Source organism: Rhodanobacter sp. FDAARGOS 1247 (genome assembly GCF_016889805.1).
Taxonomy (GTDB): domain Bacteria; phylum Pseudomonadota; class Gammaproteobacteria; order Xanthomonadales; family Rhodanobacteraceae; genus Rhodanobacter.
This window is the reverse complement of record NZ_CP069535.1, coordinates 3390654-3407272: the sequence shown is the minus strand read 5'-3', so window position 1 is coordinate 3407272 and position 16619 is coordinate 3390654. Positions and strand designations below refer to the sequence as shown.

The 16619-nt window shown below is 68.1% G+C and carries 20 protein-coding genes; 14 read left to right on the top strand and 6 right to left on the bottom strand.

Annotation, left to right across the window (positions count from 1 at the left end; all coding sequences use genetic code 11):
• Positions 1-210: 210 nt before the first annotated feature.
• The 3 genes from I6J77_RS15480 to I6J77_RS15470 all read left to right on the top strand — a co-directional run bounded on the left by I6J77_RS15480 (position 211) and on the right by I6J77_RS15470 (position 3628).
• Positions 211-1974 carry a diguanylate cyclase gene (locus I6J77_RS15480; RefSeq protein WP_204109709.1) on the top strand — a complete coding sequence of 588 codons (1764 nt, stop codon included), beginning with the start codon at positions 211-213 and terminating at the stop codon, positions 1972-1974.
• 157 nt (positions 1975-2131) lie between these two features.
• Positions 2132-2647 carry a DUF3016 domain-containing protein gene (locus tag I6J77_RS15475; RefSeq protein ID WP_204109708.1) on the top strand — a complete coding sequence of 172 codons (516 nt, stop codon included), beginning with the start codon at positions 2132-2134 and terminating at the stop codon, positions 2645-2647.
• A 57-nt stretch (positions 2648-2704) separates the two neighbouring features.
• Complete coding sequence (locus I6J77_RS15470) at positions 2705-3628, top strand: M14 family metallocarboxypeptidase (protein WP_204109707.1); 924 nt, start codon at positions 2705-2707, stop codon at positions 3626-3628.
• Between the two features lie 40 nt (positions 3629-3668).
• On the opposite strand, the gene I6J77_RS15465 is transcribed toward I6J77_RS15470, so the two are convergent.
• Positions 3669-4076: a DUF4087 domain-containing protein gene (locus I6J77_RS15465; protein ID WP_239309045.1), complete on the bottom strand. Its 408-nt coding sequence runs from the start codon at positions 4074-4076 to the stop codon at positions 3669-3671.
• A gap of 250 nt (positions 4077-4326) precedes the next feature.
• Between I6J77_RS15465 and I6J77_RS15460 the strand changes: the two genes are divergently transcribed.
• From I6J77_RS15460 to I6J77_RS15450, 3 genes are all read left to right on the top strand, one after another.
• Positions 4327-4521, top strand: a complete 195-nt coding sequence (locus tag I6J77_RS15460; protein ID WP_204109706.1) for a hypothetical protein — start codon at positions 4327-4329, stop codon at positions 4519-4521.
• Positions 4522-4663: 142 nt separating this feature from the next.
• Positions 4664-6856: a M3 family metallopeptidase gene (locus I6J77_RS15455; protein ID WP_204109705.1), complete on the top strand. Its 2193-nt coding sequence runs from the start codon at positions 4664-4666 to the stop codon at positions 6854-6856.
• A 148-nt stretch (positions 6857-7004) separates the two neighbouring features.
• A complete protein-coding gene (locus I6J77_RS15450; RefSeq protein ID WP_239309043.1) occupies positions 7005-7379 on the top strand; it encodes a hypothetical protein in 375 nt (124 codons plus the stop codon).
• 23 nt (positions 7380-7402) lie between these two features.
• Here I6J77_RS15450 and I6J77_RS15445 read toward each other — a convergent pair whose 3' ends face one another.
• Complete coding sequence (locus tag I6J77_RS15445) at positions 7403-8206, bottom strand: META and DUF4377 domain-containing protein (protein WP_204109703.1); 804 nt, start codon at positions 8204-8206, stop codon at positions 7403-7405.
• A gap of 374 nt (positions 8207-8580) precedes the next feature.
• Between I6J77_RS15445 and I6J77_RS15440 the strand changes: the two genes are divergently transcribed.
• Positions 8581-8826: a hypothetical protein gene (locus tag I6J77_RS15440; protein WP_204109702.1), complete on the top strand. Its 246-nt coding sequence runs from the start codon at positions 8581-8583 to the stop codon at positions 8824-8826.
• Here I6J77_RS15440 and tsaA read toward each other — a convergent pair.
• The gene (gene tsaA / locus I6J77_RS15435; protein WP_204109701.1) at positions 8821-9393 is read right to left on the bottom strand and encodes a tRNA (N6-threonylcarbamoyladenosine(37)-N6)-methyltransferase TrmO; all 573 of its coding nucleotides are present in this window, start codon (positions 9391-9393) and stop codon (positions 8821-8823) included. The genes I6J77_RS15440 and tsaA overlap by 6 nt on opposite strands.
• 64 nt (positions 9394-9457) lie before the next feature.
• On the opposite strand from tsaA, the gene I6J77_RS15430 reads away from it, so the two are divergent.
• The 3 genes from I6J77_RS15430 to I6J77_RS15420 are packed head-to-tail and all read left to right on the top strand — an operon-like array spanning position 9458 to position 11102.
• On the top strand, positions 9458-9832 hold the full coding sequence (locus I6J77_RS15430; RefSeq protein WP_204109700.1) for a YciI family protein: 375 nt from the start codon (positions 9458-9460) through the stop codon (positions 9830-9832).
• Positions 9833-9834: 2 nt separating this feature from the next.
• Positions 9835-10356, top strand: a complete 522-nt coding sequence (locus tag I6J77_RS15425) for a hypothetical protein (RefSeq protein ID WP_204109699.1) — start codon at positions 9835-9837, stop codon at positions 10354-10356.
• Positions 10357-10382: 26 nt separating this feature from the next.
• Complete coding sequence (locus I6J77_RS15420; RefSeq protein WP_204109698.1) at positions 10383-11102, top strand: HAD family hydrolase; 720 nt, start codon at positions 10383-10385, stop codon at positions 11100-11102.
• A 46-nt stretch (positions 11103-11148) separates the two neighbouring features.
• Here the strand turns inward: I6J77_RS15420 and I6J77_RS15415 are convergent, their stop codons facing one another.
• On the bottom strand, positions 11149-11403 hold the full coding sequence (locus tag I6J77_RS15415; protein WP_204109697.1) for a hypothetical protein: 255 nt from the start codon (positions 11401-11403) through the stop codon (positions 11149-11151).
• An 88-nt stretch (positions 11404-11491) separates the two neighbouring features.
• Positions 11492-13444 carry a winged helix-turn-helix domain-containing tetratricopeptide repeat protein gene (locus I6J77_RS15410; RefSeq protein WP_204109696.1) on the bottom strand — a complete coding sequence of 651 codons (1953 nt, stop codon included), beginning with the start codon at positions 13442-13444 and terminating at the stop codon, positions 11492-11494.
• A 182-nt stretch (positions 13445-13626) separates the two neighbouring features.
• On the opposite strand from I6J77_RS15410, the gene I6J77_RS15405 reads away from it, so the two are divergent.
• From I6J77_RS15405 to I6J77_RS15390, 4 genes are all read left to right on the top strand, one after another.
• Complete coding sequence (locus I6J77_RS15405) at positions 13627-13953, top strand: hypothetical protein (protein ID WP_204109695.1); 327 nt, start codon at positions 13627-13629, stop codon at positions 13951-13953.
• Between the two features lie 44 nt (positions 13954-13997).
• On the top strand, positions 13998-15065 hold the full coding sequence (locus I6J77_RS15400; protein ID WP_204109694.1) for a PD40 domain-containing protein: 1068 nt from the start codon (positions 13998-14000) through the stop codon (positions 15063-15065).
• 152 nt (positions 15066-15217) lie between these two features.
• Positions 15218-15673, top strand: coding sequence for a putative toxin-antitoxin system toxin component, PIN family (locus I6J77_RS15395; protein ID WP_204109693.1), 456 nt, complete (start codon positions 15218-15220; stop codon positions 15671-15673).
• Positions 15674-15729: 56 nt separating this feature from the next.
• Complete coding sequence (locus I6J77_RS15390) at positions 15730-15918, top strand: CPXCG motif-containing cysteine-rich protein (RefSeq protein ID WP_204109692.1); 189 nt, start codon at positions 15730-15732, stop codon at positions 15916-15918.
• A 14-nt stretch (positions 15919-15932) separates the two neighbouring features.
• Here the strand turns inward: I6J77_RS15390 and pncA are convergent, their stop codons facing one another.
• Positions 15933-16562 (bottom strand): bifunctional nicotinamidase/pyrazinamidase, encoded by a 630-nt coding sequence (gene pncA / locus I6J77_RS15385; RefSeq protein WP_204109691.1) that lies wholly within the window; start codon positions 16560-16562, stop codon positions 15933-15935.
• Positions 16563-16619 lie beyond the last annotated feature (57 nt).

The following is a 16619-nucleotide window of genomic DNA, read 5'->3' as shown; positions in this document are numbered from 1 at the left end:
GCCCGGCGGGGCTGCCGGGCGGTTTGAGGCGATGTCTTCCATGGCAGTCGAAGCGCCGCCCACTGTGGTCCGCGGCGTGTGTACGTGGCGACAACGGATGGGCGGCCGGGCCGGGTCTGTCGTGCGCAAGCCACATGTACAGGCGAACGAATCACGGAACCTTGCTCTGCTCCGGTCGATACTCGCGCCAGGCCTTTTGAGAGAGATGGCATGCCCGCTCCGGTTCCTGCCGAGGAAGCGCAACGACTGGCCCGCCTGCACGCACTGTCCGTGCTGGATTCCGGGACCGAACCGCTGTTCGACGCACTGACCCGCAGCGCGGCCCTGGTCACCGGGGCGCCGATGGCGTTGCTTGCCCTGGTCGACGGGGAGCGGCCGTGGTTCAAGTCCCGCGTCGGGCTTGCCGGACTGGACAAGACGCCGCGCGCCGGCGACTTCAGCGAATACGCGATGCTGGCCGAGGGGCTGATGGAAGTGGTCGATGCGCGGGCCGATCCGCGCTTTGCCGACAATCCGCTGGTCACCGGCAGCCCGCACGTGCGCTTCCATGCCGGCGCGCCACTGCAGCTCGGCGACGGCTTGCGGGTGGGCGCGTTGTGCGTGTTCGATCGCGAACCGCGCTCGCTCGATGAAGCGCAGCGCCAGGCCTTGCTGTCACTGGCGCTGGTCGCGAGCGAGGCGCTGGAGCTGCGCATGCTGGCGCTGGAGCGCCATCCCGCCGTGACCGGGTCTGCCCCGCAGGGCGGCGACGAGGCTGCCCGGCTTGGTCAGAAACTGCGCGCCAGCGAGGCCTTCCTCGATCGCACCGGCCGTCTTGCCGGAGTGGGTGGATGGCAGGTCGATCTGGGTACCGATGAAGTGCAGTGGACCGACGAGACCTGCCGCATCCACGAAGTGCCGGCCGGCTATCGACCCACCGTCCAGGAGGCGCTGGCGTTCTACCCGCCGAAGGCGCGCGAGGTGATTTCCGCGGCGATGACCAAGGGCACCGCCGATCGCACGGGCTGGGACCTGGAACTGCCGCTGGTGACCGCGACCGGCCGCAAGATCTGGGTGCGCACGATCGGCAGCATCTTGTTTGACGACGACGGCAAGCCGGTGCGTCTGGTCGGTGCCATCCAGGACGTGAGCATTCGCCGGCGCGTGGTCACCGCGCTGGAAGCCAGTGATCGCCGTTTCCGCAAGCTGTTCGAGTACAGCCTGGGGCTGATCTGCACGCACGACTACGAGGGTGTGCTGCTTTCGGTCAATCCCGCCGCGGCGCGTTCGCTGGGCTACTCGATCGGCGAACTGCTGGGTCGCCCGTTGACCGACTTCATGCGGCCGGAGCGCCATGCGGCATTCCGCGCCTACCTGCTGCGGATGTTCCGCAGCGATCGCGACGAAGGCGTGCTGGAACTGGTGGCGAAGGACGGCACGCTGCGCATCTGGCAGTACCAGAACATGCTGGACGACGAGGACGAAGATCCCTACGTGCTGGGCCACGCCCAGGACATCACCGAACAGTATCAACAGGCGTTGAACCTGCACGAGATGTCGGTGCGCGACCCGCTGACCGGCTGCTACAACCGGCGCTTCCTCGACGATGTCGCCAGACGAAGCACGCAGGGTCGCTGGGGTTGCATCGTCATCGATCTGGACCACTTCAAGCAGGTCAACGACACCTACGGCCATCAGCGCGGCGACGAGGTACTGGTGGCGATGGCGCATTTCCTGTCACGCCACGTCCGGCCCGGCGATGCCGTGATCAGGCTGGGCGGCGACGAATTCATGGTGCTGCTGGGCGATGCCGCCGATGGCGCGGTCGAAGGCGTGGTGTCGCGCATCGAGCACGATCGCGCCGACGCGCCGATCGCGTTCACCCTGGGCTGGTCCACCTTCGGCCACGAGGTCACGCTGGATCAGGGCATGGCCGAGGCCGACCACCAGCTGTACCGCAAGCGCGAGGCGCGGGGGAAGGCGGGGCGGCACTGATCACTCTTCGACAAGCGCATCCGCCACGCCGCGGCATTGTGGAATCGACGGCTGTGTTCGCACTCTGCAGCAGCCGGCTGCGGTGAGCCCATGTCGCGCGGATCTATACTGCCAACCGATCGTCGGCCATCACCTGGCCAGCCTCCGGAGAATCGCCATGACGTTCTTTTCGTTGTCGCGCCTGTCGTGCCTTGTCCTGCTTGCCCTGTCCGCGATGGCCGCGCGGGCGGCGCAGCCACCGGACAACGTCAGCGTGCATTACCGCGACCCTGCGCACTTCACCGAGGCGAAGCGCAGCTTCGGACTGAACGCGAACGATGCCGATGCGTACCTGAAGCCGCTCAAGGCTTACATCGCGCAGCGTGCGGCCCGCATCCTGGCGCCCGGCCAGCGGCTGGACGTCGAGGTGACCGACGTCGATCTGGCGGGAGAGTACGAGCCCTGGCGGGGCCCGGACTTCAACAACGTGCGCATCGTCAAGGACATCTACCCGCCGCGCATCGATCTGGACTTCACCCTGTACGGCGCCGACGGCAAGGTGCTGCGCAGCGGCAGTCGCAGCCTGCGTGACCTGGCCTTCATGGCCCGCGCGAGCGCCGTCGACCAGGACAGCTTGCGCTACGAGAAGGCGCTGGTCGACCGCTGGCTGCGCAAGGGTGCGGCGGGGCTCTGATTCCGGGCTGGTGATAAAGTGCCGGGGGTCTCGACAGCCAGCGGAGCAAGCAGCGCGATGAACCATCCGACCTCCCATCCGATCGGCACCCCCGGCGTGCGCTGGGGCGACGCCGAGGTCGCGCAGTGGCGCGAGAGCCAGGCGGTGAAGCGCGGCTATCAGGCCGAAGTCGTCAGCGTCATCGACAGGCTGCGCCCGCGTTTCGACGTAGCGGAGTACGGCCGGCTGGACTATCCGCCGGCCAGCTACCCGCTGTTCGTCGTGCGCAGTCGCGACTGGAACGATGCGCTGCCCACCATGCTGGTGACCGGCGGCGTGCATGGTTACGAAACCAGCGGCGTGCATGGCGCCCTGCTTTTCCTCGACCGTCACGCGGCGGATTACGCCGGGCGGGCCAACCTGGTGGTGGCGCCTTGCGTGAGCCCGTGGGCGTACGAGCGCATCCACCGCTGGAATCCCGCTGCGCTGGACCCGAACCGTTCGTTCCGCGCGAACAGCCCGGCGCCGGAATCGGCGGCGCTGATGTCCATGGTGGCGCCGCTGCACAATCGCGTGCTGATGCATATCGACCTGCACGAAACCACCGACAGCGACGAGTCCGAATTCCGCCCCGCGCTGGCCGCGCGCGACGGCTTGCCGCATGAGCCGGGCGAAATCCCCGACGGCTTCTACCTGGTCGACGATACGGCGCATCCGCAGCCCGCCTTCCAGCGCTCGATCATCGAGGCGGTGGCGAAGGTTACGCATATCGCGCCGGCCGACGAACACGGCGAGATCATCGGTTCACCGGTGGTCGCCGAAGGCGTCATCCAGTACGCGCTGCGCGAGCTGGGTTTGTGCGCAGGCATCACCGAGGCGACCTACAAGACCACCACCGAGGTCTATCCGGACAGCCCGCGGGCAACGCCGGAACAATGCAACGCCGCGCAGGCGGCGGCGGTTTGCGCCGCGATCGATTTCGCCTTGGCGCACCCGCGCTGAAAGCGTTGCGCCGATCGACGATCGGCGTCTGGCCGCGACCTCAGTTTTCGTCGTCGAACGCGTGCACGGGTTCGTGCAGATGCCTGTCGCCGCGGCACACGGCGAGCGGCCTGCCCGTGGCGCTGCCGATCGATAACACGGTGTGCTGCTGGTGGTCGGTCGTCATGGTCATGCAGGCGCAGCCGTAACCATAATGGCCGTTGGTTTCCACCCACTGCGCATCGCTGAATTCGGGCCAGTCGCCGTCGGCCTGGTGGCCGCCCTGGATGCCGATTTCCCATTCGCCATCGCGATCGGTCAGCGTGGCATTGCCCGGGGTGGGATTCTCGAACCAGCCGCAGCGCCGCACACCCGCTCCATGGTCCGTGGCCAGCGCCGGCGTCAGCATCCATCCGCACAGCGCGATGGCCAGCATCACGCGGAGCAGTCCTGTCGATGACACGCGCATGCCGACTCCCGGTGCCAAGTCTGGCGGCAGGATAGCGTGGCGCCTGCGGGCGATCTGCGATGGGCCAGTCATTTCGCGAGGCGTGGCTGTCCGGAATCGGGTGGACGATGTCCGCGGACAACTCCGCTGATCGGCGACCGATCCCGGATGACTACATGAAAACAACGACTTGCGAGAAATTTTCGGGTTGGCACGGCGATTGCTCTGGATACATCACAAGGCACTTTCGCCTGATGATCGGAGCCATCCCATGAAATTCGAATCGATGATCCTCGCCAGCCTGTTCGTCGCCTGCTTCGCCCTGTGCACCCTGGTGATGGGCGCGATGCTGACCGCCTCGCCCCGCACGGTGACACTGGCCGGCGCGCAGCATTCCGCGATCCAGTCGGCCACGACGCCGGGCTGCGCCAAGGCGACGAGTGCGACAACTTGTCCCGATGCCTGAGGCGAATGGCCTGGTGGCTGCTTCCATCAGGGTCCACGCTGCTGCCGGCACGCGGCTTGCTCCGTGTCCATAACTTTAGTCATGGGTGATGGCAGCGGCCTTCGATTAGGATCGGGTGTCCACCATCAACGGGACACCATCCATGAAGCATCCCATCGCGCTGGCCCTGGCCATTGCCCTGTCAGGCTCCATGGCCGGCTGCAGCGACGCCGGCAGCGGCAAGGGCGAAACCGCCAGCACCCAGGCGCACACCGACACGGTGGCGACTGACGCCGGCAACCCGTTCTTCAGCGAAAGCCCGCTGCCGCTGCACTATCCGCAGTTCGACAAGATCAGGGATGCCGACTTCGGCCCGGCGTTCGACCGCGGCATGGCCGAGCACCTGAAGGAGATCGACGCGATCGCCGGCAACGCCGCGGCGCCCACGTTCGACAACACCATCGTCGCGCTGGAAAAGTCCGGACAGATCCTGGACCGCACCTCGACCGTGTTCTTCAGCCTGGTCGGCGCCGACACCAATGACGCGCGCAAGGCGATCCAGGCCGACTACGCGCCGAAGCTGGCGGCGCATCGCGATGCGGTCTCGCTGAACCCGGCGTTGTTCGCGCGCATCCAGAAGCTGTACGACACGCGCGACCAGTTGGGCCTGGACGCCGAGGGCGTGCGCCTGGTCGAGCGTTACCACACCGACTTCGTGCGCGCGGGCGCCAAGCTGTCCGACGCCGACAAGGCGCACCTGAAGCAGATCAACGGCGAGCTGGCCAGGCTGGGCACCAAGTTCAGCCAGAACGTGCTGGCCGAGGTGAACGATTCGGCGGTGACGGTCGATACGAAGGAAGAACTGGCCGGCCTCACCGAGGAGCAGATCGGCGCCGCCGCGGCCGCCGCCAAGGCGAAGGGGCTGGACGGCAAGTACGTGATCGCCCTGCTCAACACCACCGGCCAGCCGCCGCTGGCGCAGCTGCAGAACCGCGCGTTGCGGCAGCGCATCTTCGAGGCGTCGGTGGCCCGTGGCAGCCGCGGCAATGCGTATGACAACACCGCGATCGTGTCGCAGGTGCTGAAGCTGCGGGCGGAAAAGGCGCAGATGCTGGGCTATCCCACCTACGCCGCCTACGTGCTGGCCGACGAGACGGCGCAGACGCCCGAAGCGGTCAACGCGATGCTGACCAGGCTGGCGCCGCCGGCGGTGGCCAATGCGAAGCGCGAGGGCGCGGCGCTGCAGGCGATGATCGACAAGGAACAGAAGGCCAGGGGCGAGCCGAGCTTCCAGCTGGCGGCCTGGGACTGGGCGTACTACACCGAGAAGGTGCGCGCCGAGAAATACGACTTCGACGAGAGCCAGTTGAAGCCGTACCTGGAGATGAAGAACGTGCTGGAGAACGGCGTGTTCTACGCCGCCGGCCAGCTCTACGGACTCAGCTTCAGGCAGCGCACCGACCTGCCGGTGTACCAGCCCGACGTGCTGGTCTACGACGTGTTCGACGCCGACGGCAAGCAGCTGGCGATCTTCCTGGCCGACATGTACGCGCGCCCGTCCAAGCGCGGTGGCGCGTGGATGAACTCCTACGTGCAGCAGTCCGGTCTCACCGGCAACCTGCCGGTCGTGGCCAACCACCTCAACATCACCAAGCCGGCCAGCGGCCCGACCCTGCTGACCTGGGACGAGGTGACCACGATGTTCCACGAGTTCGGCCATGCGCTGCACGGCATGTTCTCGAACGTGCAGTACCCGTACTTCAGCGGCACCAGCGTGCCGCGCGACTTCGTCGAATTCCCTTCGCAGGTGAACGAGATGTGGTCCGACTGGCCCGGCGTGCTGGCCAACTACGCCAGGCATTACCAGACCGGCGCGCCGATGCCCAAGGAATTGCTGGACAAGGTGCTGGCCACTTCGAAATTCAACCAGGGCTTCGCCACCACCGAGTACCTGGGTTCGGCGATGCTCGACCAGAGCTGGCACCAGGTCGGTGCGGACAGGATCCCCGAAGCCGGCGGCGTGATGGCGTTCGAGGCGGCCGCGCTGAAGGCCAACGGCACCGACTACGCGGCGGTGCCGCCGCGCTACCGCACGCCGTACTTCAGCCACATCATGGGCGGCTACGCGGCGGGTTACTACGCCTACATCTGGTCCGAGGTGCTGGACGCGAACACGGTGGAGTGGATCAAGGCCAACGGCGGCCTGACCCGCGCCAACGGCGACCGTTTCCGCTCGACCCTGTTGTCGCGCGGCGGCAGCAAGGACGCGCTGCAGCTGTTCCGTGATTTCGCCGGCCACGAACCGCAGATCGAGCCGCTGCTGAAGCGTCGCGGTCTGGATGCGTCGGTGGACTGATTCGCGCTCGCACCGCTGATCAGGAATTGGCCGTCCGGATCGCACCGGGCGGCCTTTTCCTTTCCGGTGGGGTGGCGCGCGCTCGGGCATACTGCGACCCAAGCGGGCGGGCACCACTTCGACACATCCACAGGGGAACCGAATGACCATGCAGAATCCGTATCAGGCACCGCAGGCCGTCGTGGCCGAACCCTTCGTGGCGGACGCGGGCATCGAGCAGGTGGCCAGCGCGCAGAGGCTGATCATCTACGCGATCCTCGGCTACTTCGCCGCCATCGCCTTGCAGGGCGTGCTTGGCCTGTTCGCCGCGTTGCTGCTGGTGCTGGTGGTCTGCGCCGCGCTGGTGGGCACGTTCAAGCTGTGCACCGGCATGGGTTTCTCGATGGCCAGCCGGGTGATCCTGCTGGTGCTGATGTTCGTGCCGCTGGTGAGCCTGATCGTGCTGCTGGTGCTGAACGCGAAGGCCACCGCCAGGCTGCGTGCCGCCGGCTACCACGTCGGGCTGCTTGGCGCCCGGCGGTGAAGCGAAGGCGGTCGTGACGGCGGCTATTTCGCGTCAGGGGTCGCCGTTCCGCTTTCCACCACCATGTCCAGCACATAGGCGCTCGACGCTGCGCCGGCCGGCGGGTTTGGCCATGCGTAGCGCTTGACCCGCAGCACGTTGCGCACCCCGGGCTGGTGTTCGTAGCCTTCGATCGGCTGCGCCAGCGGTTGCCATGGGCCGGCATCGCCCACCCGCAAACCCTGGTCGTCGTAATGCAGCTGGCGAACCTGGAGGCAGTTGTTCGCCGGCGGCAGCGGATGCTGGCAGCTGACCGGTTCGGCCGCGACCTCCAGGAACTCGATCGTGCCGGGACCCCCGTAGCGCTGTTCGGCGGTGGGCTGGCCGGCGAAGGTCAGCGTGGTCCCGTCGGCGGCGGCCAGGCTGAGCAGGGTCTGGCCATCGGCGCTGGATGTGATCAGCGCGGGCTTCGCCCCAAGCACGTGCTTGATGGTCTTCTCGCGCTGCATGAGGACGGGATCGGCGCAGGCCATCATGGTCTGCATCAGCGGCCCGGTGAGCAGGTGGCCATCGACGATCTTGTAGCTGCCGCCGATGCCGTTGCAGGCATGGCTGACGCTGATGCGATCGTCGGTGAAGTCCAGTTGCAGGGGTTTGCCGGAACCGTCGAACAGCCCGTCCAGGCGCTGGTTGTTGCCATCGACGGCATCGTGCAACTGCCAGTGATGGCCGCCCAGGGCCGGTGCCGTCGTGGCCACGGGCGCCGCTGCCGCCGGGTCCGGTGCATGGGACGGACTGCAGGCGGCGAGCGTCAGGGGCAACAGCGATGACCAGAGCAGGATTTTCATGGGATGCCTCCACGATTGGGCTGGCGTATGCCTTGCCGGCATCATGCTGCAGCCCGTGTGAACCCCGAATCAGTGCACGCAGCACGGTGGCGGGGGAGCCGGCGCATCGCGGCAGCTGGCACGGAGCCGATTCGCCGGGACCCGCGATCAAAAAAAGCCGCGCCAGGCGGGGCCGGGCGCGGCAAAGGTTTGAACCGACCACTGCCAGGTGCGTCGGGCGCCGGCGACGAAGGACTCGCGACAGCTCGCGCAAGGTAGCCAGGCCCGGTCTCACAGTTTCGGACCGGCCTGACCGGGATCAGGGCGGCTGGCCCGAAGGGTCGGCAATATGGCCGATGGCGGATGTCCCGCCGCCTGTCCTGGAGACTGTACCGATGCTGTTCGAAGTGAAGGATCTTGCCGGTGACACCGGCGCCATCGCCGCCATCCTGCGGGCCCTTGACGCCAACGCGAAAGTCACCGGCGATGTCGCCGCGGGACAGATCGACGTGTCGGCGCAACTGACGTCCGGCCAGGTCATCAGCGCGCTGCAGGAAGCGGGCTACCAGGCCAGCCGCGTGTCCGAACCGCGGCAGATCCACGTCAGCGGCGGCAGCACCTGCTGCGGCAGCTGCTCATGATCCGCTGAGCGCGTCCTTGTCGCCGCGGGCCGTCTTCGCGCGCGGCTTGCGCGGGCCGGGGGCGGAGTGCCGGCCCTGGCTGGCGTCGATCGCGTCGATCCAGCCGGCACGCGCGGCCGGGAAGGCGTCGGCGTAGGGCACGTAGGGCTTGATGTCGAGGATCGGCGTGCCGTCGAGCAGGTCGACGCCGCGCACCTGCAGCGCGCCATCGCCCACCGCGACCAGTTCCACCGCCGACAGGCCGATCGCATTCGGTCGGTGCGGCGAACGCGTGGCCAGCACGCTGCGCTTGCCGCCGCCCCGGGGCGGGCGCACCTCGGCCTTCCAGCCTTCGCTGCGATGGAAGGCGAACACCAGCCAGATCCGCTCGAAGCCGGTCAGGTCGCGATAGGCCGCCACGGGGAAGTCCGCCACGAATTCGATCGTGGCCTCGGCCGCCGACTGCGTTTCGGTGCCGGCCACCACGGTGGACTGGTGCGGCGCGTCGATGCGTCGCGCATACGGCGAACGCACGAACGCGATGGGCCGGCAGGACAGGGCGCTGGAGGTATCGTGGGCGGTGCTCATTGCGGCATTATCCACCTTCGCCCCGCCTCTCCATGGTTCCGTGAACCTTCCCGCCGAGGACGCCATGAAATACCTCGTGATGATCTACTGCGACGACGCCTTGCTGGACGCACTGCCCGAAGGCGAGTTCGATACCCTGATGCACGGCTGCTTCGTCAAGGCCGACGCCTTGCGCGCCAACGGGAAGCTGCACGATTCGCAGCAACTGGAAGCGCCGGCGACCGCGCGCACCGTGCGCGTGCGCGACGGCCGCACCAGCGTGGTCGACGGGCCGTACGCCGAAACCAAGGAATACCTGGGCGGCTTCAACCTGATCGAGGCGGCCGACATGGACGAGGCGGTGCGCATCGCCTCGAACTTCCCGTGGTCACGCACCGGCGCGATCGAGATCCGCCCGATCCGCGACATGGATGCGGTGCGCCAGCGCGTGGGCGCCTGAGCATGCGCGACGACGACGATTTCGAGGACGACCGCGACTTCGACGACGAAGACGATTCGGTCGAGGCGCTGGTGTGGCAGCTCTTGTTGCTGATCAACCCGGGCGACGAAGACTCCGCGCTGCAGCAGTTCACCGCCTATCGCGAGGCGGTCGCCGATGGCGACGAGTCCGAACCGGTCGAGCTGGTGGCCCGGGTGATCGACTGGCGCGCGGGCTTCATGATCGCCGAGGACGACCTGCGTTCGCTGGTGCAGGCGCTGGACGAACTCAGCGCGCGCTGGAACCTGTCGATCGACTGGAACGGCGACCCGGACGACGACGACTATTTCGACGATGCCGATGCGGGCAGCCTGCTCGGCATCGCCTACGACCGCCTGGCCGAAGCCGGCTACACCTTGTGGACCTGGGAAACCGACGACGACTCGCATGCCGGCTGGATCACGCTGAGCCGCGACAACGAGCCGATGCGCGAACTGGCCACGGCGCTGCACATCAACCTGCGCCTGGGCAGCGACTTCGGCTGAGCGGCGCAGAAAGGAACGGAACAGGCATGCTGCAACTGATCGGCTTCGATGGCGACGACACGCTGTGGCACAGCGAGGGCTACTACCGCGAGGCGAACGACGCGTTCGCCGCGATCGTGGGCCGCTACGTGGACCTGGGCGACCAGCGCGTGCACGACACCATGCTGGCCACCGAACAGCGCAACCTGCAGCTGTTCGGCTACGGTGCGAAAGGCATGGCGCTGTCGATGGTGGAAACCGCGATCGCGCTCAGCGACAGCCGCATCAGCGCCGCCGACATCCACCGCATCGTCGAGTTGGGCAAGAGCGTGCTGCAGCATCCGGTGGAGCTGTTGCCGGGCATCCGCGAGGCGGTCGAGGCGGTGGCCGCGTACCACGACGTGGTGCTGATCACCAAGGGCGACCTGTTCCACCAGGAGAAGAAGGTGGCGCAGTCCGGCCTGGCCGACCTGTTCCGCCGCATCGAGATCGTGTCGGAGAAGAACGCCGCCACCTATCGGCGCGTGCTGGGCGAGTTCGACCTGCAACCGGCGCAGTTCGCGATGGTCGGCAACTCGCTGCGCTCGGACATCGAGCCGGTGCTGCGCCTGGGCGGCTGGGGCGTGCACCTGCCCTACCACGTGACCTGGGCGCACGAACTGGAGAACGGCCTGGCCGCCGACGAGCCGCGCATGCTGACGGTGGACGCGCCCGCAGCGATCCCCGCGGCGGTGGAACGGCTGCGCGCACTGGCTGCTGCGGCGTAGGGCGGGCACCGCCCGCCGTCCACCATCGCAAGCAGTCCCCGCGCGCCTAGTCGTCGAAACCGGTGTAGTCGTCAGGGAAGATCGGCGTGCCGTCCGCCTCCAGCCCGGTCATGTCGGCCAGCGCCTTGGCCGCAGCGGCTTCGGCGATGTCCTTGTCGCGGAAACTGCGGTTCTCGCAGATCGCGTAGTACACCGGGAAACCGCGGCGGCGTGGCGTGATCGCCAGCCATGCGGCGTAACGCGAGCCTTCCAGGGTGGCGCCGGAGCGGGCAAGGTAGTTGTCGAACTCGCGCTCGGCCATGGTCATCGGTTCCGCCAGGAAAGCGTGCATTGTATCGGGTGGATTCGCCGCCGACCCCGGCGGGTCGAATCGTGGCCTGCAGGACACCTCAACGACGCTGCGCCCCGTTTGCGGCGCGGATCTGGTCGATGCCCAGCGCTTCGCTTTCGTTTGGCGGTGACAGGCCGGTCTTCCGGCAGAACGCGATCAGGCGCGGGTCGTCGCGGAAGCGCAGGATGATCGGGTCGGCCAGCATGAAAAAGATGTGGCGGGCCGGCGCGCGTTCCAGCCACTCCATGGTCTTGTCCACGTCGCCTCGCAGCGCATAGGCCTGCGCCACGGCGTAGGGGCTAGTTTTCGCCCAGATATTGTCGGCGAGGACCTTCGCCAGCGCGGCATCCGCCGCTGCGCGATCCGGGGAGAGCTGCGTTGCAATCGCCAGATCCATCTCCCGCCACGGCGAAGGCCGGCTTCGGGCAGCATCCTGCGCGGCCTTCACGTCGCCGCGCGCGATCGCGACAAGCATGAACTGGCGTGGCAAGGATGATTCTGGCTGCGACAGGCCTTCGGCGATGTGGAGGTACTTCGCCGCCTCGTCCAGCCGGCCGGTCGCCATCAGCAGTTTCGCGTATTCGAAATCGTTGACGTTGTAGAGCGGCTCGATCGAAAGGAGGTGCTCCCGCAGCCGGATCGCCTCCCCCAGTCTCCCATTGCCGGCCAGCACAAAGCTGCAGCCATTGAGGACCGTGCCATCGTCAGGCGCCAGCTGCACGGCACGGCGGCACCCGGCCAGCGCGCCCGGGGCATCGAAACTGTAGAACTGCAGGTAGGCGCGAGCCGCGTGGGCCGGGCCCAGCCCGGGTGCCAGTTGCAGCGCCTTGTCCGCCGCGAGGCGCGCCTTGCGCATCTGCTCGAGGGCAACCGCGGGGGGCTCGTTCCAGAATGTGGCGACGGTACTCCACGATCCCGACAGGTAGGCCCATGCCACCGCGTAGTCCGGGTCGAGTTGCACGGCCCGGGTCATGTACTCGGCAGCCTTGGGGTAATCCTGGTCGTACCCCTGCTGCAAGCCTTGCAGGTAGGCGTTATAGGCATCGATGCTGCCGCCGGGCGGCCGGTCGTTCGGCTTCGCGGCTGCCTCGGTCGGCAGCAGCTTCACCTGCAGCGCACCGGCAACGGCCTGGGCGATCTCGTCCTGCAGGGCGAACAGGTTCCGGTACGGGCGGTCGTAATGCTCGACCCACAGCGTGCTGCCGTCGGCGGCCCGGGTCAGTGATGCGTTGATGCGCACGACGTCGCCGGCGCGTTGCACGCTGCCGGCGAGCAGATAGGACACGCCCAGCTTGCGGCCGATCGTCGCGCTGTCGTCCTTGCTGTCGCGGAACTGGAAGGCCGAGGTGCGACCGATCACCTTCAGCCCCTTGAAGCGGGACAGCGCGTCGATCAGGTTTTCCGACAGGCCGTCGGAGAAATACCGCTGTTGCGCATCGTTGCTGGCGTTGACCAGGGGCAGCACGGCGATGCCGCGTGCCGGCGCCGACTTCGGCACGGGCGGCGTACGCGGCCACCATGTCCAGCCGGCGAAGGCGAGCAGCGCCAGCAGCGGCAGCAACCACAGCGTCGCGCGCGGCATGGCGCGCCGATCGCTGGCGCGTCGCCCGGGGGCGCGGGGCGGAAGTGCCGTCGCCGTCGGCGCTTCCGGTGCGGATGCCTGCATGACTTGCGGCGACGCGCCGGGCGCGGGTTCGGGTAGATCGAAGCGGTATCCCACGCCATGCACGGTGTGCAGGTAGCGCGCCGCTTTCGCGTCCTCGCCGAGCGCATGCCGCAGCAGGGTCATCAACCGGTTCAGCACCCCCGGGGTGACGTGGCGGTGGCCCCAGACGGCGTCGAGGATCTCGTCGCGGGTGAAGACCCGGCCAGGCGTACCGGCGAGCAGCGCCAGCACGGCGAAGGCCTTGGGCTCCAGCGGCTGCTCGATGCCGTCGCGCAGCAGCCGCCGACCCGCGAAGTCGATCGCGGATTCGTCGAAGGCGAGCAGGGCGGGTGTTGACGGGTCCATGGCGTCCTGTGGCGGTGCACGTGGGTGGACGAAAACCTGCGCTGCGGGGCGGCCCCAATGTTTTCCCAAGGAATCCAAGCAATGTCCAGTACTTCCCCAGCGGCGGCCTCAAGACCCGTGGCGCTGCGTCTCCGAAGCTGAGCACACCGGCACCCGCCGGGCGCGCCATCGAGGAGATCGCCATGAACGGCCTCATCTGCTTCATCGCCGCCCTGTTCGCGGTGTGCACCGCACCTGCCTTCGCCCAGGACGGCGTGACGACGCTGCTCTCGGTCCGGGTCACCGGGTTCGTCGCCGATTGCGCGTCGCCTCGCCTGCCGACCCAGCGCCAAGCCGGGGCATGGACCGGCCTGCACAACTTCGGCCAAGTCTACGCCGCACGCGAACGACTGATGGCCGGGATCGGTCGCGCCTGCCAACGACGCGGCGTCGATCGCGTGCAGGTCGTGATGCGGCCGGTTGCGCAAGGCGAACCACGCCTCGTCGCCATGGTGCGGCCCGTCCGCTGAGGGCTCTTTCCGCTGTTGTCCACACCACATGCAAGGAGATACGCATGAACCGCAAGTACCAACAATGCGCACTGGCCATCGCCGTCGTCCTGTCGGCCCATGTCTACGCCGGCGATTACGGCGCGTGGAGCAACGCGGTGCCCGCACCCGGGATCAACACGGCAGCCGCCGAAGGCTGCCCGATCGAATCGCCGAACGGGCGGAACCTGTACTTCATGTCCACCCGCAACGGCGGCCTGGACAACTGGCACGCGACCTGGAATGCCGCGATGCACAGCTGGGACGACGTCACCAATCTCGGTGAGCCGGCGAATTCCCCCACCGCCGCCGACTATTGCCCCACGCCGCTGCCCGGCGGCTGGCTGCTGTTCGTCAGCTCGCGGCAGAACGCCGAGGATTGCACCGGGTGCAAGGCGATGCCGCCCCCGCCAGCCGGCAGCCCGCCGGCCGGCGACATCTTCCTGACCCGCGAAACCCCGGCGCACGGCTGGGGCCCGCCGTGGGGTATGCGCGGCCATGCGGACTTCCATGGCCGTGGCCCGGCGCATCGCCAACCGGGTTGGGCGACACCGGTGGACCTGGGCGGCTATGCGGACGGCGGCCCGAACACCAGGGGTTCGGAATACAGCCCGTCGGTGGTGGAGACGCGCGAAGGTACCTTCCTGTACTTCTCCAGCGACGGCTATCCGGACAGCAAGAGCCATGACATCTACGTCAGTCGCCAGCGTGCCGACGGCAGCTTCGGGCCCGGCGTGCGCGTGGCCGAGCTGAGTACCGACGCCGCGGACCTGATGCCGAACGTGCGCCGCGACGGGCTGGAAATCGTGTTCAGCAGCAACCGCGCCAGCGCCGATCCGCGCAACCAGGACATCTGGTATGCCACGCGCCCGGACACCGCTTCGCCTTGGACGGTGCAAGGTCCGATCGAGAACACTGCCGTCAACACGCTGGATGGGGCGGAAACCCGCGCCACATTGTCTGCCGACGGCACCCGCCTGTACTTCGGGCGCAAGCACTTCACCCAGGTGCCGGCCGACCCGGGCGACGTCTACGTCAGCACGCGCGTCAAGTTGCACTGGGGCAGGTGGCACGACCACGACCACGGGCACTGAGCCCCGCGCCAGGGGAGGTCGGAAGAACGCGGGCGCGGCGGTGGTGATCGCCGCGCCCGGCGTCCGTACCATCACGAGGTGCGCGGGACGCATCGACCCCGGCAGGAACGCGTGCCGTGCATCAGGTGGCCCGCTTGCCTCATCATGGCGTGATGACTGCCGCCTCTTCACCACCACGCGTCGTGCTGGACACCAACGTGTGTCTGGACATCTTCCTGTTCCACGATGCGCAGTCCGCCGCGCTGCACGTGGCGATGCGCGAGGGCCGCATCCAGGCGGTGACGCGCAGCGACTGCCGCGCCGAATGGCTGCGCGTACTGCACTATCCGCAGGTGCCGATCGGCGCCGAAGCACGGCCCGGCATCGAGGCCGCGTTCGATGCCCTGGTGCACTGCCTGCCGGACGAACAGGCCACCGCGTCGCCCGAGGTGTCGCTGCCGCGCTGCGCGGACCCGGATGACCAGATGTTCCTGGAGCTGGCGCAGGCCGCCGGTGCGCGCTGGCTGGTCAGCAAGGACAATGAACTGCTGAAGCTGGCGCCGCGCTGCGCCCGCGACGGCTTGTTCTGGATCGGCCTGCCGCAGGCGTGGTCGCCGCGCCACGGTTGACGACCGCGTCACCCGGCTTCGTGCTGTACTGGCCTGGCTACCCGTGGAGATGCGCCATGCTCACGCCACACACCATCGATTGTCCGTACTGCGGCGAGTCCATCGAGATCCTGCTCGACGCATCGATTTCCAGCCAGCAATACATCGAGGATTGCCAGGTGTGCTGTCGCCCGATCACGCTGAGCGTGGAGGTCGACGAGGACGGTGCGGTCGCGGTGCGCGCATCGGGCGAGAACGATGCCTGAGCGAGCCCGCGCTGCTACACGATGCCGATGCCCTGCTCCAGCAGCGCGGCGCGGGTGGTTGCATCGCTGGCCGGCGTCACCGGGCGGCTGAGGTCCCACAGCACGCTGGCGCGAAAGCCGAGTTCCCGCGCATCCTGCGCCGTCCACAGCACGCAGACGTCGCGGGCCAGCCCGCAGACGACGACCTCGTCCACGCCGCGTTCGCGCAGCCAGCCGGCCAGGCCGGTGCTGGGGCGGCTTCCATCCGGGCCGTGGTTCTCGCGAAAGCCGCTGTAGGAATCCACGGCGGGATCGCTGCCCTTGCGGATCACCGCGTCCAGCGCCGACCAGTCGACGCCCGGATGCAGCTCGGCCCCGGCCGTGCCCTGCACGCAGTGATCGGGCCACAGCGTCTGCGGCTGGCCGTACAGGTCGATCCGCTCGAACGCGGCGCGTCCCGGATGACGGCTGGCGAACGACACGTGGCCTGGCGGATGCCAGTCCTGCGTGGCGACCGCGTGGCGGAAGCGGCGCGCGCGCAGCAAGGCGTCGATGCCGGTCACGATGGCGTCGCCCTCGTGACAGGCCAGCGCGCCACCGGGCATGAAGTCCGGTTGCACGTCGACCAGGATCAGCGCGGCATGGGCAGAGCGGTTCGATGTCATCGACGGTTTCTTGTGGAGCGGTCGGCGAAAGTCTAACCGGAACCGGCTGCGCGACCG